Below are 24,155 nucleotides of genomic sequence, written 5' to 3'. Positions count from 1 at the left end.
GCTGCTTAACATTTTCGATCTACTAATGAACGTTATTGAGCTGTATACCCACCATCAATAAGAAGAGCTTGGCCAGTAATACTCTTCGCTGCATCGCTTGCGATAAACATTGAGTAGTCGGCAATCTCTTTCACTTCAAGTAGTCGTTTTTGTGGAACAAGAGGGTAAATAACTTCTTCCAATACCTTCTCAAGCTCTACTCCACGTTCTTTCGCTAAATCTTCCATTTGTCCTCTTACAAGCGGTGTATCCACATAGCCAGGTGCCATAGCATTTACTGTAATACCGTGCTCAGCACCTTCTAGTGCAGATACTTTCGTAAGACCGATCACACCATGTTTCGCGCTGTTATATGCGGCTTTACCAGCAAAACCAATTACTCCATTGATTGATGCCATGTTTATAATTCGACCAAATCCTTGTTCCTTCATAATTGGAAAAACATGTTTCGTAGCAATAAATGGAGCTGTTAGCATAATATCTTGCATCATTCTGAATTTCTCAGTTGGAAAATCTTCTAATGCCGCAACATGTTGAAGCCCCGCATTATTAATAAGTACATCTACGCGACCGTATTCTTCAACAGTACGATCAATCGCTTGTTTGATTTCATCTTCACTTGTAACGTCTGCTTTAATCCCGATAACTTCATAGCCTTTATCTCGAAGTTTTTGGGCAGCTTCCTTTGTACCCTCTTCATTTATATCAGAAAGAACAACTTTTGCACCGTTTGCTGCAAATGTCTCACCAATTTCAAATCCAATTCCTCTAGCTGCTCCTGTAATAAATACAGTCTTGTTGTTAACCATGAATCGTTCCTCCTAGTGTAAATCCTAAATTTAAATTTATTTTCATTCTCACACACCTCCATTTACCCTTTACAACGATTTATAAACAAATTCCATCTCATTTTTTAACTTCACGCTTTTCGTTATTTTCAATTAATTCACCGCAAATATCTACCATTGTATAAAGGTTCTTAAGGCTTTACGAACGAGAAGATCTACTGTTTGATCGAACTGCATTTTGGGTACTGAGAATAGACAGAATGATCCAAAAATGGAAGGAGATAAAAAGAATGACGTTTCGCCACGCCCTTTTTGTAATCGTTATCATTTCAGCTTCTGGATGTTCTAACATAGCTGTTTTAAATCCTAAAGGCTCTGAAGCACAGTCAGAGCTTAACTTACTTTACCTTAGCTTAGCCTTAATGAGCATTGTCTTACTGGTTGTTTTTACTTTATTTACCCGATTTTTAATGAAATATCGCGAGCGTCCTGGACAAGAAAACGACTTTCCTACTCAAGTTAATGGGAATAAAAAACTCGAAATCACCTGGGTAATTATACCGATAGTAATTTTAATAATCTTGGCAGTTCCTACATTTGCTACTACATATCAACTTGATAACAAGCCAGAGATCGTTCGTGAACCTTTAGAAATCAACGTTACTGGCCAGCAATACAAGTGGAAATTTTATTATCCACAACACGACATAACGCTCGAAAATGAAGTAAAGCTACCTGTTGATCGTCCGGTAGTCTTTACGCTTCATTCGAAAGACGTGATTCATTCTTTCTGGATACCACAACTAGGTGGGAAAAAAGATGTTCTACCCAACCAAGAAAACATGTTAACACTAACACCGCTTGAAACTGGAGTCTATGACGGAAAGTGCGCTGAGCTTTGTGGAGCAAATCACGCCCTCATGACATTTGATACTACCGTTATCGAACAAGAAGCATTTAATCAGTGGGCACGTGTTGCTGATTTACAGGAGGATTAAATTATGAATGCGATTTCAGACTACCTCTTATCACTACCTTCAGATATTATTTTTGCAGATATTTCATTTACTATTATGCTGATTGCCAGTGTTTATTTCTTAACGAAGTATGCAAAATGGAAATGGCTGTGGAGTTGGATTACTTCTACAGATCATAAAAAAATTGGGATTATGTATTTATTTGTATCGTTTCTCTTTTTTATTCGTGCTGGAATTGAAGCCTTGCTTATACGAATGCAGCTTGCTTTCCCTAATAATGAATTTTGGGTATTTCAAGGCGAACGATTTAACCAATTGACTAGTACTCACGGAACGGTCATGATTTTTCTCGTCGCTACCCCTCTACTAATCGGTTTGATGAATGTGATTGTTCCTCTCCAAATTGGTGCGAGGGATGTTGCATTTCCTTTTATGAATTCTTTAAGTTTGTGGTTATTCATTTCAGGTGGCATTTTGATTAATGCAAGTTTTGTAGCAGGAGGCTCACCTAATGCTGGGTGGACAACGTATGCTCCTCTAGCATTGAAAGAGTTTACGCCTGGACCTGGGAATAGTTATTACCCGATAGGACTTCAAGTTGCTGGACTCGGAACAATTATGGGCGGGATCAATTTTATCGTTACGATTATAAAAATGAGAGCGCCCGGTATGCGATTTATGAGAATGCCCTTATCAACATGGTCGATGTTCATTACGTCTATCCTCATCGTATATGCATTCTCAGCTCTTGCCGTTGCTCTACTATTGCTGACATTTGAGCGACTTTTTGGAACGGTTATCTTATCAGCATCGGAAGGTAATCCATTAATTTGGCAGCACCTTTTCTGGATATTTGGTCACCCTGAAGTTTATATCATCGCCCTACCTGCTTTCGGGATATTTTCCGACGTCATTAGTGTTTTTTCAAAGCGAAAACTCTTTGGTTATCCTTCTATGGTTTTCGCCATTATACTAATTGGATTTCTCGGTTTCATGGTGTGGGTTCATCATATGTTCACAGTAGGGTTAAATACGAATATTACTATTTTTTTTGCTCTTACAACGATGCTAATCGCTGTCCCTACTGGAATTAAGATATTTAACTGGCTATTTACGATGCGAGGAGGTAGGATTCGCTTTGATACACCTATGCTCTATGCATTAGGATTTATCTTCACTTTTGTTATCGGTGGCGTTACTGGTGTTATGCTTGGAACCGTTCCAGCGGATTATCAATACCACGATAGCTACTTTGTCGTTGCTCACCTTCATTACGTGATCATTGGCGCCACTATTTTCGGAGTGTTCTCTGGTGTTTATTATTGGTGGCCAAAAATGTTTGGAAAAAAACTGAATGAAACCCTTGGTAAATGGAACTTTTGGACTTTTGGCATTGGATTTCATATTACCTTCTTCCCCATGCACGTTATGGGATTAATGGGAATGCCACGACGTGTTTTCACGTATCCGGAAGGGGATGGATTAGGCTTTCTTAATTTTATTAGTACGTGCGGTGCTTTTATGATGGGGATTGGTGTATTATTTTTCATGATAAATATCTACATAACGACGCGTTATACCAACAAACGCGTATTAAATGACCCCTGGTTCTCTAGAGGACGAACGCTCGAATGGACAATCCCGTCTCCACCTCCAGCCTATAACTTCGCACGTCTACCTGAGGTAAAGAGTCGCGAGCCGCTGTGGGATGCTTATGAAAATGGAAATAAGAATATCGACTTTATAGGTGAATACGAAGATATTCATCTTCCTAACTCCACTTCTCTTCCATTCTTTATCGGAATTGGCTTTCTGATTGCTTCTTTTGGTTTCGTATTCGAGATATGGCCAGTCGCTCTTTCGGGAATGTTGATCGTTTTTCTTATGATGAGTATTCGATCGTTTCAACAGAAAAACGGTATTCATCTTCCTAAGGAGAAGGTAAGGGTACAAGACATGAGGGGTGAAGATTAATGGAAACAATGTCCGCTCAAAAGCACTTGAACCATAAGCAAGCACAAATGAATATCCTTGCTTTTTGGTTCCTTATCGGTGCCGAGATTGTGGTGTTTGGTTGTTTATTCGGCATTTACCTCGCTGTTAAATCCTTAACAGGTCAGGGGCCAACCCCAGATGAATTATTTAAATTAAATGAAATAATGCTTTCAACTGTTGTTTTACTAACTAGTAGTTTTACTTGCGCAATTGCGGTTTATTTTCTAAATCTTTCTAAGAAGTTATCGACGCTTCTATTCTTTCTTATCACGATTTTACTTGGCTTAGCTTTCATTGGATTGGAAATAAGAGAATTCACTCTTTATGTAGAAGAAGGCGCTAAGATTTCTACTAGTGCTTTTCTTGGTGCATTCTATCTGCTTCTTGGCACTCATGGCTTTCACGTCTTATTTGGTGTCATCTGGATTTCTTTATTATTAGTACAACTTTGGCTAAAAGGAATAAATCAAGAAACAGCTCCAAAGTTATTTATCGCGAGTCTTTACTGGCACTTTATCGATGTGATTTGGGTGATGATTTTTACTATTGTTTATTTAATAGGAAAGGTGTGAAACGATTGAACAAGCATACTAATAAAGAGATTCATAAACTCTTTATTTCGTTCATCCTAATGATTTTATTAACAGCTTTAGCTTTCTTCCTTGTTCTTTATCAACTCATTTCACCACCTTTTTTAATCGTTCTTATCACCGTCTTTGCTCTCATTCAAATCTTGATCCAGCTGGATCGATTTATGGATATACGGGAAAAGGAAGGTGAATATCGTTTAACATCTCTGATAGGTGGAAGTTTTGTTGCTCTCCTGACGATCGTTTTTTTAATGCTTCTTTAAAAGGTAGTTTTATGATTTTTCACATATAAGAATACTCCGGAGGGCTTAGCTCTCCGGAGTATTCTTGTAGAAATCATAGCTTGCTGCTTCTCTTTTCTTGGAAACACCCAACTCTTTCCCTAATATTAAAAGCGATTGGTTAATTCTCCAGATATAGTACAAGTCATTCACAAATTTTTTTACTTCTTGATCTTCTTGGGGAATGTTTTCTGAGAGACCTTCAATATATTCCCTTTCCTTATTTAAATTGTACATGATTAATCCAGTCTCACCTTTTAGAAGTTTCAGTAAGGTAAGAATATTGTGTTTTATTACTTCCTTTACTAGCTGAAGCGTTTTTTCAGATCCTTTGACAATAGTTGAACGACTGTTACGATTCGTAGAAGCAAGTAAATGCTTAGCAAAATAATTAATCGCGGTTAGTACGGTCAACCAACGCTCAATTCCTGAGCGAGCTAGAATAGCAGGTCTGTTACGAAGTGGCCTTGCATCTTCTGCTATTTTCCTCATCTGTTCGTCAATACCAAACGCTTGGTTGGTAAAATCATAGTGTTTCTTACCATCTGTAAAAGATTCAAGATAATCTGTCACGTACGTACTTAATTTGGTTAAAAAATCTTCAGCGGTATTTGCAACCTTATCACGAGTGCTTTTCGGATAAATAATTGCAGCTGCAAGAAACCCGATAAAGGCTCCTGCAAGTGTATCAAATACTCGAGCCATTAGTATCTGCTCAGTAATACCACTCAATATAAAATCGTACATAATCGCGATCAGCATCGTCATCCAAAACATCATCATAGCATAGGAAATGGATAATAAATAAAATGCCATAAAGATGCAGCAAAACAACGCAATTAACTCTAAAATAACCTGACCCGCAAGAAGATGTGCCAGTCCAAAACCAGCAATGGCACCAAAAATTGTCCCAAGAGATCTTTGAAATGCTTTCTGGAGGGTCATTCCTACGGTATCCGTACCTAACAAAACAACAAAAGCAGAGAGAAGAACCCAGTATTGATGAGCGGGCGATAGAAAATATCCTAGAAAAATCGCTACTGCTCCTGCTACTATAGCCTGTAAAGCTTTTATTGTTGCAGCTCTCGGCTGTTTCGCCTTTTCTTCTATGTTTACGTTCTCTTTCTTTATTTCTTCAGCGTCTTCGAGCCGCTCTTTCTCCTCAATGTTTGCTATCCGTCTTTCTCCGAGTTCGATTGAACTATCAACTAGGTGATTGGCAATTGACTCAATCCTTCTAATTAGCCACAGCCAATCTTTATTTTGATGATCGGAAACTCTCAGTTCAATTAACTGATTTTTAAGCTCTTCTATCACGTTCTCTGTTTGCTTTAAGTTTCCGACAATGTCATGACTTCGCAACACTTCCGCATCTCGAACCGATTCTACCAGCTGATACAGCAGCTTTCTAACTTCATTATGCTCTAGCGCGTGAAGTTCTTTCATTCTTTTAACTGCTGGATAAAGAGTTTCAATTAACATCTCAGCATCGAATACGTACATTCTTAATTGCTCTGCGTCTATACCTGGCCATACTTCTCCTGGGTCTGTCGTTGTTAATTGGCTGGATATGACCTGTGCATATTCATTTAACTTTTTGACATCACGTTTTAATAGAAGTGCCCTATAGCGATTTGGAGTAGGATCTGCAATTGCATCAAGAACAAGATCAAGCGTAAGGTTTGTTTGGATATGGAAAGAGTTCATACTTCGACTTAGTTGTCTTTTCGGTTTGTTTTTGAAAAGGATAAATTGATACAGATAAGAAAACCCGCCACCTACCAGTATCCCGATAATAAATCCAGGCAAATCAGATGGCTGAAGATTTAAAAGGGTTGAAAAATAAATCGATAAAAAGGCGATCATAAAGATACCAAAATATCGAAAACCATAATGCTGTAAATAGTAAGCAAAAAAGATCACTAGCAAAAACAATCCATCTGTCATAAAGGGGATCGAACTAAGATAAGTTCGCACAGTTAGCCAGATCATACTTGAAATAACTAACAAAAGCGCAGTGATTTTTTTCTTTTTATCTGTGTCATCATTCACAAGCAGTAATGACAAAAGACTCACGACACCTGCAAGAATAGCCGGTGTAAACGACATTTCGAGTAGTGCCGTCAACCATAGCATGAACATAACAGATGAAAAAACACTAATTGTAATTCTCGCTGCTTGATGTAACCTTGTCCTGCCGGGGTCTGCAGCAGCTAAACGGGCCCACCAGCTTTTTATGATCGATTTTTTATTTTTAGTCAACATAAGTTAATCATATCGAAAATACTTTCGTTCTGCCAACTATGTGTATCGAATCTTTATTTTTTTTCTTCTTTTAGCTATTTGGTCTTATCGCCTTGACGACTTGTTATGCCACCTTTTTGATCATTAAGGAGGCTATGTTTTTGTTGCTACTTTGCAATAGAAAAACCTTTGAAGAAAATTCTTCAAAGGTTTTTCGTTAAACTGTTTTTAAATCTTTCTTCGCTTTTACTTTCTTATCCGTAGTCTTCTGCTTTCTAGGAACTTCTTCATTAAAGGATTTAAGCATTCCCCAACACGTAAATAGAAGTATGATGGTTAGTGGAAAGGCACTGACAATAATCGCCGTTTGCATGCTCTCAAGGCCACCTGTCACCATTAAAACCATTGCAGAGGCAGATAAGATGAAACCCCAGCTGAATTTCACGAAATTTGGAGGATTTAAGCTTCCATTCGTCGTTTGCATACCTAAAACAAACGTTGCGGAATCAGCTGATGTGATAAAGAAGGTAGAGATTAACAATAACGTTACAACGGTTAAAATACTGCCCAAAGGAAGTTGCTCATATAAATAAAACAAACCAGTTTCAAGACTTTGACCTGCTATATCCGTTCCCTGTGTAAAATCAAAGAATATGCCAGAGCCACCGAAAATACCAAACCAAAATGCACAAACAACCGTAGGTACAACCGTAACAGCGACCATAAACTCTCTAATCGTCCGTCCTTTTGAAACCCTGGCGATAAACGTTCCTACAAACGGTGACCAGGCAATCCACCATGCCCAATAAAAGATCGTCCAGTTCTGAATCCATGATTCATTGTCCGCGTTCATCGGTGCTAATCTCATTCCCATTGCAAATATGTTTTGTACATATTCACCAAACGTGGTCACAAAAAGATCTAATACAAATTTTGTTGGACCTAGAATGACGAAAAGAATAAGAAGTACGACAGCAAGAGCCATATTGGCATTACTTAAATATTTGATTCCTTTTTTAATACCTGTCCCAGCTGAAATTGTAAATAGAACCGTAATAATAGCGATAATAATCAATTGTATTGTAAAGTTATTCGGGATATTAGTTAAATAGCTCAACCCTCCATTGATTTGCTGAGCACCAAGTCCTAACGAAGCAGCTACACCAAATATTGTTGCAAAAACGGCTACGACATCAACCGTAATCCCGATCGGGCCTTTCACTTTATCGCCTATAAGTGGATAAAGAGTGGCACTCATTAATCCAGGCGCCCCCTTACGAAATTTGTAATACGCTAACGCTAAAGCAATCGTAGCGTAAATGGCCCATGCATGGAATCCCCAATGTAAATATGTATAGCGAAGGGCCAGGTGTGCGGATTCAACCGTTCCTCCTTCACCATATGGCGGGGTAGAAAAGTGGGACATCGGTTCTGATACTCCAAAGAACAATAGCCCTATTCCCATCCCGGCGCTAAAGAGCATGGCAAACCAGGTAAGTCTACTGTATTCAGGCTTATCTGTATCTTTTCCTAACTTGATATGCCCGAACCTGCTAAAAATTAAATAAATGGCAAATACTAAAAAGAATGTTGCAGCAAGCTGATAAAACCATCCAAACTGATTCAAAAAGAAATTTTGAGATACCGTCATAACCTGGTCTAGATTGCCTGGAGAGATCACACCCCAACTGACAAAAGCCATTGCAATTGCAATTCCAATCCAAAAAACTTTTGTAACTTTGTTCATTCTGTCCACTCCTATTAATGTTTATGTGGATCTAAAAAATATTTCGAAATAATAACCACATGTTTTTTATCATAAGCATAAACGAGAATATTTTCAAATTTTTATAAGAATTTAGTATAATATACCCCGTTCGTGTTTACTACAAACAATTGTGTGTTTCCACATATGTTGTATTCTCTTACGAATATCAATTAACACCTTCACTATTTTTCTCAATAAAAAAGCAGAGGCGACCGCCTCTGCTTTTTGGAAATTATAAACCTGAACTTAATACTATTTTTCCTTTAGGTGTTTCACTTTTACTATCTGGCTCGAGTGTGATTGCTACAGCATCCCAGTTGTGATCTCCCTCATATTCAACCTGGTAGGCAACTTCGCCTTTACCTTCTTGATTTGGGGTAAAGAAACCGGCTCGATAAGGCTTGTCATCTTCAAGCAACCAAACCTGGTATACTTGATCACCTTCTGTTTCTGCCACGTCGTTAACCTCAACCACTAAATTCATTTTTCCATCTTCATTCATTAGAGCAGCAGATCCTGCCGATGCTTCTGCTTCAGAAGGCTGTAATTGAACCGCTTTGATCAAAGAGGAGATTTCTTCTGGCTGTGTAGTCTCATCTTCACCTTCATTTACGAATGTATAAACATTTCCTGCTAGAGAAAGAAATAGAGCCGCTGCTAAAGCAGGGGCTACCCACTTTTTTTGTTTTGACTTTCTCTCTGTTTGGAGATCGGTTACGTTATTTTTTTGTTCAACCGAAAGACTTTCATTTGCAGTATCATTTGATTCAACCATATCACTTTCAAAAACACTTGCCAGAACGCGTTCTTTCATTCCGGCAGGCGGCTCTTCCGGGATGGAGAGATAAGGAAGGTCACCTGTCAATTCTTCCAGCTCCTTTAACTCCTCTCTGCACTCTTCACATGATAAGAGATGAGCTTCGAACTGCTCTCTTTCTTCGTTTGATAAGGTTCCATTAAAATAATCGAGCAGTTGTTCACAATTTGCTTTCATCTGAGACCCCTCCTTTCTCACCGAGACTGGTTTTTAAATGTTTTAACGCTAGCCGAATTCGGCCTTTCACGGTACCCAGCGGGAGGTCGAACTCTTCCGAAATTTTTTTATGGGTCATGCCTTTAAAATAAAACATCTCAATTATTTTCTTTTGATCACCTTTTAGTTTTGATACGGCTGTGCGAAGTATCTGACCTCTTTCTTTCCACTCAACCTGGTCCTCCACTGATGCTTCATCACTGTGCAATGCGTCTCGTTCGTTTAATTCAAAGTCCGGCTCTTTCGACTGCTTACGTAAGAGATCAATAGCTGTATGTCTCGTCATGGTAAGTAGCCATGAAGAAAACTTTCCTTTCTCTTCACTATACTGAGCCTTTCCTTTCCATAGCTTAATAAATACTTCTTGCATCACTTCTTCAGCAAGTCCTCCATCTTTTACAATTCGGTATGAGAAAGAATATAAAAGTTTTTCATATCGATCGTAAAGAGACGAGAGAGCTCTTTTATCCTTTGCCTGAACCTTATCATACAGCTCGGCATCGTTAAGTTCTCTCATATCATTCTCCTTTTCATTGAAACTGACGCTAGCCTGAAGAGGCAGAAAAGCTTATGTATAGCTAACGTTACTCAGTCTACTTTAGATGTGTTTTTTTGAAAAAATTTCTTAGAACCGCATGCAACCGTTTATTAAATTAACAAAAGAACGATTAGACTGTCCCCTTTAAAAAAGCCTTCCAATGGAAGGCTTACGCTTCTTCAAATAACCCAAGTGAAAGGAATGCATCCTTAACGGCTGATGAATGACCACCTTTAACATCCAATTCGAGCGTCTGATCAGGTTGTAAAGAAAGCGCTAGGACACCTAGAAGACTTTTAGCATCGACTACCCAATGTTCTTTTTTCAATAAGATCGTTTCCTCAAAACGGCTTGCAGTGTTCACAAGTTGACTGGCAGTTTCAGCAAAAACTGGTTTTAACACTTTTAACTTCATCTCCGCTCTCCTCCCACTTACTCGTAATTCTTTATCTAATTCGAATTATAACATAACTGTCCGTGTCCATAATCTTTAAAGGTGTTTTAGAGTGCTATTTCGTGATCAATCTACCTGCTTTTTCATTTACGAAACTTTTCACTTGATGCATGTTCCTGTATGATAGGAATGATTAGATAAAAAAGAGGTGACGTAAGATGGCTAATAAGGTAGCACTCATAACAGGAGGCACACGTGGCATTGGTAAAGCAATTGCTCGAAAATTTGCTTCTGAAGGATACAACCTTGTACTTAACTTTATGAGAAAGAAAAAAGATGCTGAACAAACGAAACAGGAATTAGAACAAGAATACGGCATTACTGTACATATTGTTAAAGCAAATGTTGGTGAAGTGAAGCAAATTACTGCTCTCTTTCATGAAACAGAAGAAACGTTTGGCCGACTAGATGTTTTCGTTAATAATGCCGCATCAGGTGTATTAAGACCGCTTATGGAGATTGAAGAAAGCCATTGGGACTGGACACAAAACATCAATGCAAAGGCTTATTTATTTGCTGCACAAGAAGCAGCTAAAATAATGGAGAAGAATGGTGGAGGAGCGATTGTAGCCCTTTCAAGTCTAGGATCCATTCGAGCACTTCCAAACTATGTGGCCGTTGGTGTATCAAAGGCATCCGTGGAAGCAATCACACGATACTTAGCGGTTGAGCTATCACCAAAAGGGATTGTCGTAAATGCTGTGTCGGGCGGAGCTGTTGATACAGACGCACTGAAACACTTCCCGAATCGAGAAGAATTACTAGATTCTGCGAAGAAAAGAAATCCAGCAGGACGCCTTGTCGAACCAACAGACATGGCCAATACTACTTACTTCTTAACAACTCCAGAAGCAAGTATGATTCGTGGCCAAACCATTATTGTGGATGGTGGACTATCTTTACTTGGTGAATAATTATGTGAAAGACAGCGGTCGTTCCGCTGTCTTTTTACTATTGTGTACATTCGCTCTAAAGCTTCATTTGCACGAGTACAGTTACATAAAATCGAAAAAGTAACGAATCACATGAAAGAAAACAGGCGAAGTATAGGCAAGGCTGTCTACCCTACTCAAATAACTTTCTTCTAAAGCTTTCGGCTTTTTGCTATCTCCTAGTAGCAGGTCGCGTTTCAAAACTGAGATGGTTAAACTTCCAAGAAAACCAGCAATGCTAATTAAAATCCCACAGAAAACGCCGAACAATGAATCAAATGGTGTTAAATATGGAAATAGTGTATAAGCAAACGCAGTTGTTGCTATTAACGAACAGAAAAAACCTTCTAACGTGATGTAAGGATTTGAAGAAGGTACAACTTTTCTCTTTCCTGCATATAGCGATACCACATAATGAACCACATCATTTACTTGAGTTAAAAGAACCAGGAACAAAACGAGATTTGCTCCATATACAGGGGAAGCAATTTGAAAATAAGCTAGATGACTTAAACCAAAAACCATCAGCATTAAGCCCCATTGCGTCGAACTTACTGATCTCAGAAATCCGAGTGTACCCTTCCCAACTATCCGAGGCAGTGGAAGTAATAAGAAAACGTATACAGGAATAAAAACGATGAACATACCATACCAATCAGTGAATATCCAGTAAAATTGAATAGGCACCGCCACATATGACCATAAAAAAATTCTTCGATCAGCTTTTCTAGTTTTCATCATGGAGAAGTATTCTTTCAGCGCAAAGAAACTTAGGACCATTAACGAAAACAGAGAAACGATTGGATTAAATAATGTGGCCAAACAAAAGACGCCATACATCCCCCACCATGTTTTCACTTTTATTGTAAGACCCGTAAAATCCTTATTAGGTTGCTTTTTCCTCACCATAATAAAAATCGTTTGTGCAGATAGTAATGAAAAGAAGATAACGGTCAGTGTCCATACTGTACTTTCCAGAAAGGCACCTCCTTACCATGATTGAAATGTTAGGTATAATGTAAGAAAACGTCAAAACAAAAAGGAGTCGATTATGACTCAAAAAGTATACATTTTACTTTCTGATACAGGAACTCTCTTTACAAAATCGATCAAAAAATATACCAGAGCTCCATATAATCATGCCTCTCTTGCATTCGATGATCAATTGCATGATATGTATAGCTTTGGAAGAAAAAAACCGAATAACCCTCTAAAAGGCGGGTTTGTAAAGGAAAATGTCCTAACAGGAACATACCGCCGATATCCAAACACAACATGTGTGATTTACGAATTAAATGTCACCGAACGTGATGTGATTAAAATGAAGCGGTTACTAACAATCTTCATTAAAAATAAACAACGGTTTCTTTACAACATTCTTGGTGTTCTCGGTGTCTCAATGAATGAACCTATTGAGTTTAGTAATTCTTACTTTTGTTCGCAGTTCGTAGCTGAAGTCCTTCATCGATCAGGCATTGAACTTTGGGATAAGCTCCCAGCCCTTGTTACGCCTGACGATTTTCGAAAATGCGAACGGCTCTCCCTCATTTACGAAGGAAAACTATTTGATTATGAACCTATTAAAAAGCAATTATTGAAGTAATCTCACTCTTTATCAGTTGCCTTATATGGGTAATTTTTACACATTTATTTATTAATAAGGACAGATTCCGATAGAATCTGTCCTCGCTTGGAGCGTATATTACGATGTAAACGTTTCTGTTAAAACAGGTACAATTTGTTTTTTACGAGAAACAACACCTTCAAGTACTGCCAGATTTTCGATTAACGTTACGTTAAACGCCTTTTCTACTTGTCCAGCTTGCTTTCCTAATGCAAGAACTGTGGAGTTGTTTGTCAAAATGTCTGTTACGACAAGAAGGAATAGATCGAGCTCTTTTGCTTCAATCGTTCTTCTCATCTCTTCTTCCACCACGTCCTGACGTGCAAGTACATCGAGAGTATCAACAACGTTTACCTGAGCTACTTCAACCTTAGCAGGTCCCATTCCAAATTCTTTTGCATCGAGTGAAATGAGTTCTGCTGGCGTTTTGCTGCTCATATCTGCCCCAGCCTTAAGCATTTCAAGACCGTAAGTTTCTGCATCAACGCCTGCAATTCCTGCCAGCTCACGAGCTGCAGCGATATCCTCCTCCGTACATGTTGGTGATTTAAAAAGAAGAGAGTCAGAGATAATCGCAGAAAGCATAAGACCCGCTATATTTTTATCAATCTGAATGTTGTTTTCTTTATATAGCTTGTTAAGGATTGTCGCCGTACAACCAACCGGTTCTGCGCGATAATAAACAGGATCAGCTGTCTCAAAGTTTGCGATTCGGTGATGATCAATTACTTCTAAAATTCGTACTCTTTCGATGTCTTCAGCACTTTGTTGACGTTCATTATGGTCAACAAGAATAACCGTACTCGCTTCGTTAGAAACCGTTTGAACCATACGAGGAGCTTCAACATTGAATTGATCTAATGCATACTGTGTTTCACCATTAACTGCACCAAGACGGACAGGCTCTACATCCATACCTAGTTTACTTTTTAAGTCTGCATAAACAAGTGCAGAAGTGATCGTATCTGTGTCAGGATTTTTATGTCCAAAAATCAATACTTTTTCCATTGTTCGACTCCTTTTGAATGAAAAGATTTATGTACTCAATACATATTGTAAAGATCTCTTCCTATAAACTCAATATTATTTCATATTATTCTAACAAGAAAAGTAAGGAAACGGATCCCCACATAGGAGAATCCGTTCTTATCTCATAAAGAATCAATCGCTTTACTAATCTCATCATCTCCTGAAATGAGGTCAAACGAGCGACGAATCGTATTCTCTTTTGTTAGTGAAGAAACCACCACTTGAGCTACATCTTCACGCGAGATTGACCCGCTACCGAGGTTTTCAGCAATTGATACCTTCCCTCTTCCGGGTTCATTTAATAGTCCACCTGGACGAACAATTGTATAGTCTAATTTACTCACTTCTAACAATTTGTCTGCGTAATGTTTGGCTGCATAGTACGGCAGGAGTGACTCATGCCAATTTTCTCGATTGTGCGCCTGAAGGGCACTAATCATAACATACCGTTTAACACCTATCTTTTCAGCAGCTTCTATCGTTTTTACAGCTCCATCTAAATCCACTAATAGCGTTTTATCTGATCCCGTACTCCCACCTGAACCTGCGGCGAAAATTACCGCGTCACTCCCTTTCATAGCTTCAGAAATAACTTCAACCGAGTCTTCAAGACTTACCACTACAGATTTAATTCCCCTATTAGCTAATTCATCTGCCTGCTCTTGTTTTCGAACCATTGCTTTTAAGGAATGGTCCTTGTTGCTATGAAGAAGATTAACAATGTTTTGGCCAACCTGGCCGTTTGCTCCAATAACGAGTACATTCATCCTAAAAAGCTCCTTTCGAACAATCTATGCCCATTATTTCAAACCCTTTTTACTATCGCAACTAACCAGCTTGCTTCTTCAACAAGGATGACACGGTCCGACGATCTCTTGTCATAGAAAATACCGCTGACGCTAGTGCTAGTAGTATAAACATTCCTCCAACTGTTGCGTTCATTTCCACTGTGTATTGTTCAATAGCATAGGCACCAACAGAAGAGCCGAGGGCAATACCAAGATGAAGAGACGAATTATTTAAACTTTGTTGAATATCAGATGATTCAGGTGCCAATTCGATTAAATAGCTTTGTTGAGCCGGTGTGATCCCCCAGCTTAGCATACTCCAAATCACCATAATAATAAGAAAAAGTGGGAAAGAGAACGTGGTATAAGGGATGACAAACATCGCCACTGCAAAAACCATAATTGATATTAGTATGGTTGGCCTTGTACCAAAGCGATCGGAAGCAACTCCGCCTAATCCTCCTCCAGCAACAGCTGCTACTCCAAAGATTAGATAAACAATACTTACCCAATTTCCCGATAATCCAAGCGTTGTTTTTAAAAACGGGGTGAGGTAGCCATAAAGTGTTAAATGACCGGTTAGAAACAGAAAAGATGTTAATTGAGCAGTTAAAATACGCTTATCCTTGAGTGTTTTGATTTGCTTACGAATTGGAATGGCTGGTTTTGGCTGGATTTTTTCCATAAACAAAGCAACCCCAGCCATTGCTAATACTGTAAGACCAATAATCAGAATAAATGGTGCCTTCCATCCAAAAGCATTTCCTAGCATTAAGCCAATCGGGACACCTAAAACGAGTGATGCACTGATTCCCATAAAAACAACACCGATTGCTCGTGCGCGATATTCCTGTTTGACGATGTTTGATGCCATCGTAACGCACAAAACAACTAAAAGAGACCCACTTGCTGCAGAAATGATCCTTGCTGCCATTAACACCGAAAATGTTGTACTTAATACAGCGATGAAATTACCTACAAGAAAAATAACAAGCGATAAGAGCGTCAGTTTTTTTCGTTCTATTTTTGCGGTCATCGATAATAGGACTGGCCCCATCACCGCAAACACAATGGAGAAAACGCTAATTAACAGCCCTGTTTTTCCTAGACTAATCTTTAGATCATCTGCTACTAGGTCAAGAATGCCTCCAATAATTAGTTCAACCATACCAACTACAAACGAAACGATGGTAAGTAAGTACACGCGTTTATTCATTATTCCTCGCACCCCTCATTTGAAAGTTACCACTAAAAGGGTAACTCTTTTGAAGTGATTAAGCAATAGGAAAATGAAGGTTACTTTTACCCACTTAAACGGTTGTGCTATCATTAAAAGAAATGACCAGTAGAAGCAAGGAGAATAGTGACATGCTACAGCAGTTTGGATTTACGCAATACGAAAGCCAGGTCTATGAAGCACTTATTACAATCGATGAGGCTCTCGACGCCACTGCCATTGTCAAACGTTCAGGTGTTCCACGATCTAAAGTGTATGATGTTCTGCGGCGTATGAGTGAAAAAGGAATGGTATTGGAATCAACAACAGAAAAAAAACGGCTCTATGCTCCTCTTCCACTTGAATCAGCAATTAAGAAACTTCAGCGTGACTTTAACGAAAATATAACCCAATTAAAAACCATTCAATCTCGTGAAAAAAAAGCTGATGATCGTGTGTGGACACTTAAGGAAGAACAGTCCATTCACTCCCTCGTCTCAGAACTCCTTCATTTATCATCTTCTTCGATTATCTTTTCTGGTTGGTCGGATGATATTGAGCAACACCTTTCTATACTGGAGGAAAAAGAAGCTGAGGGGATATCTGTGGAAATTCATACAATAGGAAAGATACATTCTAACCTTAAAAATGTTACTACACTAATACCAGACACAGATCACCAAAAACTGGAGCGAAGTCGAATTGTCGTCATTGATCATCATGAAATTTTGTTTGCTGGAATTGAAGAATCGAATTGGCAAGCGATCCATACGAAATCAAAACCACTCGTTACTTTCTTCACTGAATTTTTCTATCATGATATTGCGCTAACAGAAATTACTCGAAAGTTTGGGTCCACAATGATGGAAGATCCCCACATTCGAGATGTACTGTTGAAATTACGTTATTAACGGTGTACCACTATCTTATCAAGTAAAATTAACAACGCTTCTTATGGAAAACATGACGCACATGCCCTTAAAGACTTCTTTCACTTCTACACCTTCTAACTTCAAAAAAATCCCCTTCCATGATTATGGAGGGGATGTAACGATCGCTTATTCTGCATTTAGCATTTCTTCTCTTTTCTTACCTAATTTCATTTCCAACTCTTCTTGTAGTAAAGCCATCCCTTCTTGACTGAGCACAATGTTACCATTTCCGAAAGTTTGGTTATCGTCTAGAATTTCACCTGTAATCATACAGGCCATGTCTGCTTGATACTTCTGTAATATGACCTTGTTTTCACTTGTGAAAATTTCAATAGGATCTTTCACATTAATATCTAACGTACGTCGCAGTTCTTTTGGAATGACAATTCGGCCTAGTTCATCAATTTTCCTTACCACACCAGTGCTCTTCATCCTCATTCCTCCCTTTCGTTTTAGCGAACGTCTCTCTATTTCTTTTATCATAATATTGATAACATTTTAATGCAACGTTTATTGTGCCAAAATTCTGTAAATTTTCATTATTTCTTACTATTTCACAGGACTTTCCTTTTAATCCTGCTCCTTCAAAATATTTGGTTGAAGTTCACTATCTTTTCTACATAACCTTTAATAGTTGCAACCATCTTCGTTTAGGGGGTAAACTAATAATGTTTAGACGGTAAACTAGTGGAGGTAACGAAATGGATAAAAAATTATGTGAAGCCGTTGAGCTTTTTGAAGAAGTCATTATGTATGGAACTGAGCGCATTATACGATCTTTCGAACATCAATTATTTGAAGAATACTCTTCTGAACAGCTCCAGATGCTTCAAATCATCTCGAAATCTGGTCGTATTTCACCTGGAAAACTCGCAGCCTTACAAGGTGTACATAAAAGCGCGATTTCCAACCGTTACAAAAAACTTGAAGTGAAAGGACTTTTAACGACAGTCGATTCAGAAAAGGATTTAAGAGGAAAAGCGATCACGCTTACGCAAAAAGGGAATGATGTTGTTGCTTTATTTAATGAAGTTATCTATGAGCATGTGGAAAACATCGTATTAAATGATTTTCACGAAGAAGAAATAAATGAATTCTTGCGTATCTTTCGCAAGTTAAGTTCAATTTTAAAAACAGAAGGAGATGCAAAATGAGACAAATTTTAAAATTTAAATGGCCAATTGCTATTGCGCTTATTGCGCTAACCGCCGTTTTATTTATTTTATCCCCCAACCTCACAAAACAAGCTGAAGAAGCCGGAACGTTTCAACTACCAGAAAACGCTGATTCTAAAATTGCAGCAGACTTACTAGAGGAAGCTGGTGCGGGAGATGAAACGATTTCTGTTGTGTTTACTTATGATCAACCCGTCGAAGATAAAGCGCAACAGACGGTTTCTTCTATTGCAGAAGAACTCGAAGGAGAAGGATCCCTCATTAAAAATGTGCTCGATCCTTTTGAAAGTGAAGAATTAACAGAACAACTCGTTTCTGAAAATAAACAAACGGTTCTATTGCCTATTACGGTGGACGGCACAGATGAAGAAGTGAATGATCTAGCAAATCGGATTCAGGAAGACATGATTCCAGATGATACAACGGCATATGTCACTGGAGAAGCGATTATTAATCACGATGTGAACGAAAGCGCCCAGAAAGGTCTTGAGCGTACTGAAATAATAACTGTGGCTTTAATTTTCGTTTTATTACTTGCTGTTTTTCGTTCCATTACAACTCCCTTTATCCCATTAGTTGCAGTTGGTATTACGTATCTCCTTAGTCAATCGATTGTTGCGTTTCTTATCGATTGGATTGGTTTTCCTGTATCCAATTATACGCAAATTTTTCTAGTTGCCGTCTTATTCGGGATTGGCACAGACTACTGTATCCTCTTGTTAAGTAGATATAAAGAAGAATTAGCTGAGGGGCATTCTGTTGAAGATGCGATTGTAAATACGTACAAGACTGCTGGACGTACTTTATTAATTAGTGGATTAGCCGTTTTCATTGGTTTTGCTGCGATCGGCTTTGCTGACTTCCCTATCTTTAAATCTGCTGTTGGGGTTGCTGTCGGAATTGCTGTCTTAATGCTCGTTTTATTTACAATTGTTCCATTCTTTATGGCATTGCTAAAAGATAAACTGTTTTGGCCATCTAAACAATCAGCGTCTCATAAAGATAGTAAACTCTGGACTAAGTTCGGTCGTTTCTCTATAAATAAACCGATTTGGTCGATGCTCGTTGTTGCCGTTATTATGGTTCCACTCCTTTTCACATACGACGATCAGCTATCGTTTAATACTGTAAATGAGATTGGTAGTAACTATGAATCTGTGAAAGGCCTTGATGCGATTGAGGAAGGCTTTGGTAAAGGAGATTCGCTTCCTGTAAAGGTGATCCTTCAGCAAGATGACGCGATTGTAACTGAAGAACTGCTTCCTTATATCGAAACAATCAGCAATGACATTGAGAAAAATGAAGACGTGGATTCTGTTAGGTCAATTACAAGACCCACCGGAGAGGTTATTGATGATTTCTATGTCGATTCACAACTTTCCCAGGTTGGCGATGGTCTAAATGAAGCAACTAGTGGACTAAATGAAGTTCAAAGCGGATTAACAGAAGTACAAAACGGATTGGACCAAATTAACGGTCAAATCCCTTCTGGTAACAACGCTGGAGGACTTGAAGAGGCAGTAAACGGATTAGGGCAAGTGAATGACCAGCTTGGTGCCATATCACAGGGGCTTCAACAATCACAAAATGTAGCTGCAGCTTCAGAGCAGCTCGGTCAGGTTCAACAGCAACTTGGACAAATTCAACAGGGGCTTGCTGGTGCCTCTTCCGATCTGCAAGGTCAGTCAGGTCAGGTTTCTGAACTAAGCGGGGGCATTTCGGATCTATCAAAAGGTGTTGGGTCATCAATTGATGGACTGAATGAAATAAAGAACGGCTTACAGGACGCAGCAGATTTAGTAACCAATATGGGGAATTCGGACGCACTTCGAGACACGGGTGTTTTCATTCCAAAAGGTACGCTTGATAATGAAGAGTTTGAACCAGCCATTGAACGGTATGCGTTCGATGAACAAAAGGCTGTTACGCTTGAAGTGATCTTAAAAGAAGATCCTTATTCAACTGAGGCCATTCAAACCGTTCGTGAAATAAAAGAGACCGTCTCACGATCAATCGACGGAACACCACTTGAAGATGCTACTGTTGCTTATAGCGGGGTTTCAAGTATTAATAGCGACTTGTCAGACATTTCAACGAGTGATTTTACAAGAACGGTTATCATCATGCTTGTTGGTTTATTTATTATCCTAACTGTCCTTTTCCGCTCCATGATTATGCCGATTGTGATGATTGGATCACTTCTACTTACGTACTTTACATCAATGGCGATTTCTGAATTAATCTTTATTAATCTACTAGGCTATGACGGGATAACGTGGGCCGTTCCATTCTTTGGTTTTGTTATGCTCATAGCGCTTGGAGTCGACTATTCCATTTTCCTACTTGACCGATTTAATGAAGAAGCTTCGATTGGCATTATGGAAGCCATGCATCGATCCATGGCTAAAATGGGTACGGTTGTCATCACTGCTGCAATTATATTAGCAGGTACATTTGGTGCAATGATGCCTTCTGGTGTACTAAGCTTAATGCAAATTGCTACAATTGTTATTACTGGATTGTTACTTTACGGTCTAATCGTTCTACCTCTTCTCATTCCTGCTGTTGTGGTATCATTTGGGAATGGCATTTGGTGGCCTTTTAAACCTAAAAAGCGATAAGTTTCACCATACAAAAGCTCAGAGCAAACCGCTCTGAGCTTATTAAATCTATTTACCACTTCATCTCGCATACTGGCCTATTTCTCTTCCATACGTTTTTAAATACAACTTCTCAAAAATCTCAATCATTTGATAAAAACGCTTATCATAGTTATCGCCTTCTACTGTCCATGAGGTCGCCAGTACGGTATGACAATAGCCCCAAAGTAGCAACCGCTCTTTATCTAGATTAAGATCCTTAGTGAAGATGTCTACTCGTTTTTGGGTCACTTCATAGACGTCTTTTTCCGGTAGCTTATTTAAAAGAAATTGAATTAAATCATACTCAGTTTCCCCCAATAATCCTTTTGGGTCAATCGCAACCCAGTCAGTGTCCTCTGAAGCAAGCACATTGTAATGATGAAAATCTCCGTGTAGTAACTTGTACTGAGCGATTGATTGATTCAGTTTCGTAAAAAGGCTTAGGGAAGTCCTAAGGACATGCGAAGAAAGTGGTCCATATCCATCCACATTCTGCATTACAGTATCTCGAAGCAACTTCTCTCTAACGGCTGTTGTTTGTAGCCGAGTATGACTTGGAGCCGATATTGATAACTTTTTCATCACTAATCCAGCCTCGCGACAGGCTAGCTCATCGTTTTCTACTGTCGCAAGCGTGTGACCAGGAGATAATTTTTCTAAAATGATAATGCCTTTTTCTTTATCAAAGGCATTAACTTTAACCATCCCTTGATGATTAAACAAGCGCAAAGATTCCAGTTCATCAAGAAAGTCTGCTCCAGGTATACTTAGTTTCACTACAACTTCTTTTCCACTCTCCAGCTTAGCTGGAGCAACATAGTTGATCGAGAGATGATAAGGATCCTCCATTTTCATAGACCATTTTTGTTCACAATAGCGGATGATTTCCGGTATTTTCTTTAGCCATACTTTTCCTTCTTCCTTAAAATAAAAACAAACGGATTGTACAAACTGCTCTTGAAACTTCATTCTACACCTCCCCTTCTAATAAAGGAATAAAGTACAGTATGCGATCAAAACGCCGATAAAACCACACATCAAACTATACGAGATGTTTTCCAAGACAATTTTATATGGATTCATTTTCAATCCTACGGAAGTTAGTGTAACGATAAGGCCATAAGGAGCTGATGGAACGGTTGCGATCGCGCTACTGGCGAGCAGAATCGTTAACGTAACAGAAGGAAAAGCACTTAACAACAACTCACTTACGCCGCCAAAGATCCCCATTGTTGCAATGGGATGAACGCCTAATAATGTCATTATTAAAAAAGTAGCCTGGATGAAAAGCATAATGTAAACTTGATGCCCCTCAAGTGCCACAAGGGGGTCCTGTAAATATCGTAGGTATGGAGACGCGTTTAACGTTTCTGTGAAAAAAGATAGCGTTAGCAGTAAAACAATGAAATTATGTAAATGGTTTGTTTGCCTTTTCCAATTGGGCCAGCCAATTTGAAAGAAACTTCTTTTTCGTTTCAACAATAATGCCCAAATGTACGCAAAGGGAAAAAGGGCGATCGTAACGGCAAACAAAAAGTTGAACTGAATAACATTGGTTAGAAAAACGACAACCATTAAGAACAGAACCAGCGCCACGATAAATTCCATTAACTTCTTCTTACTACTTGCTCCTAACTTTGTAGGCGTACCAACCTCTTCTACCACTTCGTTGCGAAAGGTGATTTTTCCAATAATAGAATCAAACGCAAAGCCTAATAAAGCAACAAGCAACATCCAAGGTAACACTTCTAAGTAATTAGCATTTGTAATAAAGATTGATGTAGCGAGTAAAATTTCCAATGGACTCCAAAGTAACGCTAGAGAATATCCCCTTAAAGTCGACATGGCGATAAAACGGTTTCTGACGTTTGCGTTGGATTTTTTTAATTGATTTTTTAACAGATCTTGAGAAATGGTTGCGGACGATAAATTCAAAAAGGCAGCTAGAGAAACCATGGTCGCTTCTCCTCGCACATATAAATCTCCCATTTTCTTCACATTGCCCCCGAGTAATGTTTGCAATAGCTTATTATATCTCCCGGCTTTTACAACGCTATTCATCCATGGAAGCATGGATAAAAGAAACAACAATCCTATATTCCCTGCAAAAAAGGATGGAATCTGAACGATACTAATATCGCTTGAAAAATAAAAAAAGCCCCCTGCACTTAAAAGAATCATGCCAAGTATTTTAAAAACACGATCCGCTTCTTTGAAATTAATGACGATCATCACTATTGCTAATAGTCCAATTGTTGTATAAAGAGAAGCGTGTGACCAAAAGAGGTAGATCACATCCAATAGAAAAACGAATAAATAAAAAACGTAAATATGTTGAAACAGTCTAGTATTCCACATGTTATTCTCCTATCCTATAGGCGAACGTTGAGAGAATGTGATCAGTTCGTCTACTTTCCCGTTGTTAGTTTGCTTCCCTTATCCTATCGATAACCTCTCAAACTTTCAAGAATGCAAAATTCTTACACTGCTAAAAACTCTTTTTAAGCTAACTGATGATCTCAAAAACTGAGCATTCTTTGTCTTTACTTTGTTTAAACGTAAACAAAAAAAGTACCGCCCGATTTAACGGACGGTACAAAAGGGGGAAAATTATGTTAGTTTAAATTTACCCCCTTTTGAAATACCTAAACCTTTTTTTCTAAAAATCTTTTCATTTATTTCTTGCTTATGATTTGACTCCTGTTTCTAGTGAAAAACTCTTTTGATTCCTCGTGTTCTAAAAGGCTTAATAACGCTTGTTCATGAACAAAACAAATTTTATTAATTTCTTTGTCATTCGCTTCAAGGTCCTTACCGTCGCCAACATATTCGAAATGAAACATTGTCGTTATTTGGTTATGATAACCAATTTTCGTTTGAATTTTTTCTGGAAATCCAAATGAGATCGTTTCATTAAATCGCTTCTTTAACGTGTAGGCGACGGATCCCGTTTCTTCTAATAACTCTCTTCTCATTGAAGCTTCGGCTGTTTCATCCTCGTCTTCAACGCGACCTTTAACGAAATCCCATGTTCCATTTTGAAGCTCTTTCCCCATTCTGGTGTTTATCGTGACTTTGCGAACGATGAGAAACCGGTTTTTGTGCGTAACAATTGCCCCAACAGCCTTCCTAGTTTTCATAACACTATC

At 38.6% G+C, this 24,155-nt stretch carries 23 protein-coding genes; 9 read left to right on the top strand and 14 right to left on the bottom strand.

Annotated features, from left to right (window positions below; translation table 11 throughout):
* Window positions 1–32: 32 nt before the first annotated feature.
* Entirely contained in the window at window positions 33–809 is a 777-nt protein-coding gene (locus PQ578_RS08020; RefSeq protein WP_160918908.1) for a 3-hydroxybutyrate dehydrogenase, read from the bottom strand.
* A gap of 269 nt (window positions 810–1,078) precedes the next feature.
* On the opposite strand from PQ578_RS08020, the gene coxB reads away from it, so the two are divergent.
* From coxB to PQ578_RS08000, 4 genes are read left to right on the top strand one after another with little or no spacing between them, the layout of a single operon-like run.
* Window positions 1,079–1,786: a cytochrome c oxidase subunit II gene (gene coxB, locus PQ578_RS08015; protein ID WP_273833122.1), complete on the top strand. Its 708-nt coding sequence runs from the start codon at window positions 1,079–1,081 to the stop codon at window positions 1,784–1,786.
* 3 nt (window positions 1,787–1,789) lie between these two features.
* Entirely contained in the window at window positions 1,790–3,739 is a 1,950-nt protein-coding gene (locus tag PQ578_RS08010) for a cytochrome c oxidase subunit I (RefSeq protein WP_273833120.1), read from the top strand.
* Window positions 3,739–4,332: a cytochrome c oxidase subunit 3 gene (locus PQ578_RS08005; RefSeq protein ID WP_273833118.1), complete on the top strand. Its 594-nt coding sequence runs from the start codon at window positions 3,739–3,741 to the stop codon at window positions 4,330–4,332. The genes PQ578_RS08010 and PQ578_RS08005 overlap by 1 nt, the downstream gene beginning before the upstream one ends.
* Window positions 4,333–4,337: 5 nt before the next feature.
* On the top strand, window positions 4,338–4,613 hold the full coding sequence (locus PQ578_RS08000; protein ID WP_273833116.1) for a cytochrome C oxidase subunit IV family protein: 276 nt from the start codon (window positions 4,338–4,340) through the stop codon (window positions 4,611–4,613).
* Between the two features lie 45 nt (window positions 4,614–4,658).
* On the opposite strand, the gene PQ578_RS07995 is transcribed toward PQ578_RS08000, so the two are convergent.
* The 5 genes from PQ578_RS07995 to PQ578_RS07975 form a co-directional block, all read right to left on the bottom strand.
* Window positions 4,659–6,893, bottom strand: a complete 2,235-nt coding sequence (locus PQ578_RS07995; RefSeq protein WP_273833114.1) for an FUSC family protein — start codon at window positions 6,891–6,893, stop codon at window positions 4,659–4,661.
* A 199-nt stretch (window positions 6,894–7,092) separates the two neighbouring features.
* Window positions 7,093–8,622 carry a glycine betaine uptake BCCT transporter gene (locus PQ578_RS07990; RefSeq protein WP_273833112.1) on the bottom strand — a complete coding sequence of 510 codons (1,530 nt, stop codon included), beginning with the start codon at window positions 8,620–8,622 and terminating at the stop codon, window positions 7,093–7,095.
* Window positions 8,623–8,875: 253 nt separating this feature from the next.
* Window positions 8,876–9,637 (bottom strand): anti-sigma factor, encoded by a 762-nt coding sequence (locus PQ578_RS07985; protein WP_273833110.1) that lies wholly within the window; start codon window positions 9,635–9,637, stop codon window positions 8,876–8,878.
* Window positions 9,621–10,193, bottom strand: coding sequence for an RNA polymerase sigma factor (locus PQ578_RS07980; RefSeq protein ID WP_273833108.1), 573 nt, complete (start codon window positions 10,191–10,193; stop codon window positions 9,621–9,623). The genes PQ578_RS07985 and PQ578_RS07980 overlap by 17 nt, the downstream gene beginning before the upstream one ends.
* A 190-nt stretch (window positions 10,194–10,383) precedes the next feature.
* Complete coding sequence (locus tag PQ578_RS07975) at window positions 10,384–10,629, bottom strand: HPr family phosphocarrier protein (protein ID WP_098444083.1); 246 nt, start codon at window positions 10,627–10,629, stop codon at window positions 10,384–10,386.
* A 197-nt stretch (window positions 10,630–10,826) separates the two neighbouring features.
* On the opposite strand from PQ578_RS07975, the gene fabL reads away from it, so the two are divergent.
* Entirely contained in the window at window positions 10,827–11,582 is a 756-nt protein-coding gene (gene fabL / locus PQ578_RS07970) for an enoyl-[acyl-carrier-protein] reductase FabL (protein WP_098444084.1), read from the top strand.
* Window positions 11,583–11,663: 81 nt separating this feature from the next.
* On the opposite strand, the gene PQ578_RS07965 is transcribed toward fabL, so the two are convergent.
* Complete coding sequence (locus PQ578_RS07965) at window positions 11,664–12,578, bottom strand: phosphatidate cytidylyltransferase (protein ID WP_273833318.1); 915 nt, start codon at window positions 12,576–12,578, stop codon at window positions 11,664–11,666.
* A 73-nt stretch (window positions 12,579–12,651) separates the two neighbouring features.
* On the opposite strand from PQ578_RS07965, the gene PQ578_RS07960 reads away from it, so the two are divergent.
* Entirely contained in the window at window positions 12,652–13,203 is a 552-nt protein-coding gene (locus PQ578_RS07960; RefSeq protein ID WP_273833103.1) for a hypothetical protein, read from the top strand.
* A gap of 99 nt (window positions 13,204–13,302) precedes the next feature.
* Here PQ578_RS07960 and PQ578_RS07955 read toward each other — a convergent pair whose 3' ends face one another.
* The 3 genes from PQ578_RS07955 to PQ578_RS07945 form a co-directional block, all read right to left on the bottom strand.
* Window positions 13,303–14,232, bottom strand: a complete 930-nt coding sequence (locus PQ578_RS07955; RefSeq protein ID WP_165996479.1) for a manganese-dependent inorganic pyrophosphatase — start codon at window positions 14,230–14,232, stop codon at window positions 13,303–13,305.
* Window positions 14,233–14,375: 143 nt separating this feature from the next.
* On the bottom strand, window positions 14,376–15,020 hold the full coding sequence (locus PQ578_RS07950) for an SDR family oxidoreductase (protein WP_273833100.1): 645 nt from the start codon (window positions 15,018–15,020) through the stop codon (window positions 14,376–14,378).
* A 61-nt stretch (window positions 15,021–15,081) separates the two neighbouring features.
* On the bottom strand, window positions 15,082–16,257 hold the full coding sequence (locus PQ578_RS07945; RefSeq protein ID WP_273833098.1) for an MFS transporter: 1,176 nt from the start codon (window positions 16,255–16,257) through the stop codon (window positions 15,082–15,084).
* Window positions 16,258–16,409: 152 nt separating this feature from the next.
* Here PQ578_RS07945 and PQ578_RS07940 point away from each other — a divergent pair, with 152 nt between their 5' ends.
* Window positions 16,410–17,168, top strand: a complete 759-nt coding sequence (locus PQ578_RS07940; RefSeq protein WP_273833096.1) for a TrmB family transcriptional regulator — start codon at window positions 16,410–16,412, stop codon at window positions 17,166–17,168.
* A 147-nt stretch (window positions 17,169–17,315) separates the two neighbouring features.
* Here the strand turns inward: PQ578_RS07940 and PQ578_RS07935 are convergent, their stop codons facing one another.
* Entirely contained in the window at window positions 17,316–17,621 is a 306-nt protein-coding gene (locus PQ578_RS07935; RefSeq protein WP_098444091.1) for an AbrB/MazE/SpoVT family DNA-binding domain-containing protein, read from the bottom strand.
* Between the two features lie 269 nt (window positions 17,622–17,890).
* Between PQ578_RS07935 and PQ578_RS07930 the strand changes: the two genes are divergently transcribed.
* Window positions 17,891–18,343 carry a MarR family winged helix-turn-helix transcriptional regulator gene (locus tag PQ578_RS07930; RefSeq protein ID WP_273833092.1) on the top strand — a complete coding sequence of 151 codons (453 nt, stop codon included), beginning with the start codon at window positions 17,891–17,893 and terminating at the stop codon, window positions 18,341–18,343.
* Window positions 18,340–20,985 (top strand): MMPL family transporter, encoded by a 2,646-nt coding sequence (locus tag PQ578_RS07925; RefSeq protein WP_273833089.1) that lies wholly within the window; start codon window positions 18,340–18,342, stop codon window positions 20,983–20,985. Before PQ578_RS07930 ends, PQ578_RS07925 begins: the two co-directional genes overlap by 4 nt.
* A gap of 60 nt (window positions 20,986–21,045) precedes the next feature.
* On the opposite strand, the gene PQ578_RS07920 is transcribed toward PQ578_RS07925, so the two are convergent.
* From PQ578_RS07920 to PQ578_RS07910, 3 genes are all read right to left on the bottom strand, one after another.
* On the bottom strand, window positions 21,046–21,975 hold the full coding sequence (locus PQ578_RS07920) for an aminoglycoside phosphotransferase family protein (RefSeq protein ID WP_273833087.1): 930 nt from the start codon (window positions 21,973–21,975) through the stop codon (window positions 21,046–21,048).
* A gap of 15 nt (window positions 21,976–21,990) precedes the next feature.
* A complete protein-coding gene (locus tag PQ578_RS07915; RefSeq protein ID WP_273833085.1) occupies window positions 21,991–23,364 on the bottom strand; it encodes a hypothetical protein in 1,374 nt (457 codons plus the stop codon).
* A 317-nt stretch (window positions 23,365–23,681) separates the two neighbouring features.
* Complete coding sequence (locus PQ578_RS07910; protein WP_273833083.1) at window positions 23,682–24,146, bottom strand: NUDIX hydrolase; 465 nt, start codon at window positions 24,144–24,146, stop codon at window positions 23,682–23,684.
* Window positions 24,147–24,155: the final 9 nt, after the last annotated feature.

Origin of the sequence: Guptibacillus sedimenti, assembly GCF_028610665.1 — a bacterium.
Taxonomy (GTDB): Bacteria; Bacillota; Bacilli; order Bacillales; family Guptibacillaceae; genus Guptibacillus; species Guptibacillus sedimenti.
This window is presented reverse-complemented; position numbering and strand designations above follow the sequence as displayed.

Bases quoted from the DNA above. Each gene is read 5' to 3' on its own strand.
- PQ578_RS08020 (WP_160918908.1), bottom strand. From the start codon at position 809: ATGGTTAACAACAAGACTGTATTTATTACAGGAGCAGCTAGAGGAATT.
- coxB (WP_273833122.1), top strand. From the start codon at position 1,079: ATGACGTTTCGCCACGCCCTTTTTGTAATCGTTATCATTTCAGCTTCT.
- PQ578_RS08010 (WP_273833120.1), top strand. From the start codon at position 1,790: ATGAATGCGATTTCAGACTACCTCTTATCACTACCTTCAGATATTATT.
- PQ578_RS08005 (WP_273833118.1), top strand. From the start codon at position 3,739: ATGGAAACAATGTCCGCTCAAAAGCACTTGAACCATAAGCAAGCACAA.
- PQ578_RS07990 (WP_273833112.1), bottom strand. From the start codon at position 8,622: ATGAACAAAGTTACAAAAGTTTTTTGGATTGGAATTGCAATTGCAATG.
- PQ578_RS07985 (WP_273833110.1), bottom strand. From the start codon at position 9,637: ATGAAAGCAAATTGTGAACAACTGCTCGATTATTTTAATGGAACCTTA.
- PQ578_RS07980 (WP_273833108.1), bottom strand. From the start codon at position 10,193: ATGAGAGAACTTAACGATGCCGAGCTGTATGATAAGGTTCAGGCAAAG.
- PQ578_RS07975 (WP_098444083.1), bottom strand. From the start codon at position 10,629: ATGAAGTTAAAAGTGTTAAAACCAGTTTTTGCTGAAACTGCCAGTCAA.
- fabL (WP_098444084.1), top strand. From the start codon at position 10,827: ATGGCTAATAAGGTAGCACTCATAACAGGAGGCACACGTGGCATTGGT.
- PQ578_RS07960 (WP_273833103.1), top strand. From the start codon at position 12,652: ATGACTCAAAAAGTATACATTTTACTTTCTGATACAGGAACTCTCTTT.
- PQ578_RS07955 (WP_165996479.1), bottom strand. From the start codon at position 14,232: ATGGAAAAAGTATTGATTTTTGGACATAAAAATCCTGACACAGATACG.
- PQ578_RS07950 (WP_273833100.1), bottom strand. From the start codon at position 15,020: ATGAATGTACTCGTTATTGGAGCAAACGGCCAGGTTGGCCAAAACATT.
- PQ578_RS07945 (WP_273833098.1), bottom strand. From the start codon at position 16,257: ATGAATAAACGCGTGTACTTACTTACCATCGTTTCGTTTGTAGTTGGT.
- PQ578_RS07940 (WP_273833096.1), top strand. From the start codon at position 16,410: ATGCTACAGCAGTTTGGATTTACGCAATACGAAAGCCAGGTCTATGAA.
- PQ578_RS07935 (WP_098444091.1), bottom strand. From the start codon at position 17,621: ATGAAGAGCACTGGTGTGGTAAGGAAAATTGATGAACTAGGCCGAATT.
- PQ578_RS07930 (WP_273833092.1), top strand. From the start codon at position 17,891: ATGGATAAAAAATTATGTGAAGCCGTTGAGCTTTTTGAAGAAGTCATT.
- PQ578_RS07925 (WP_273833089.1), top strand. From the start codon at position 18,340: ATGAGACAAATTTTAAAATTTAAATGGCCAATTGCTATTGCGCTTATT.
- PQ578_RS07920 (WP_273833087.1), bottom strand. From the start codon at position 21,975: ATGAAGTTTCAAGAGCAGTTTGTACAATCCGTTTGTTTTTATTTTAAG.
- PQ578_RS07915 (WP_273833085.1), bottom strand. From the start codon at position 23,364: ATGTGGAATACTAGACTGTTTCAACATATTTACGTTTTTTATTTATTC.
- PQ578_RS07910 (WP_273833083.1), bottom strand. From the start codon at position 24,146: ATGAAAACTAGGAAGGCTGTTGGGGCAATTGTTACGCACAAAAACCGG.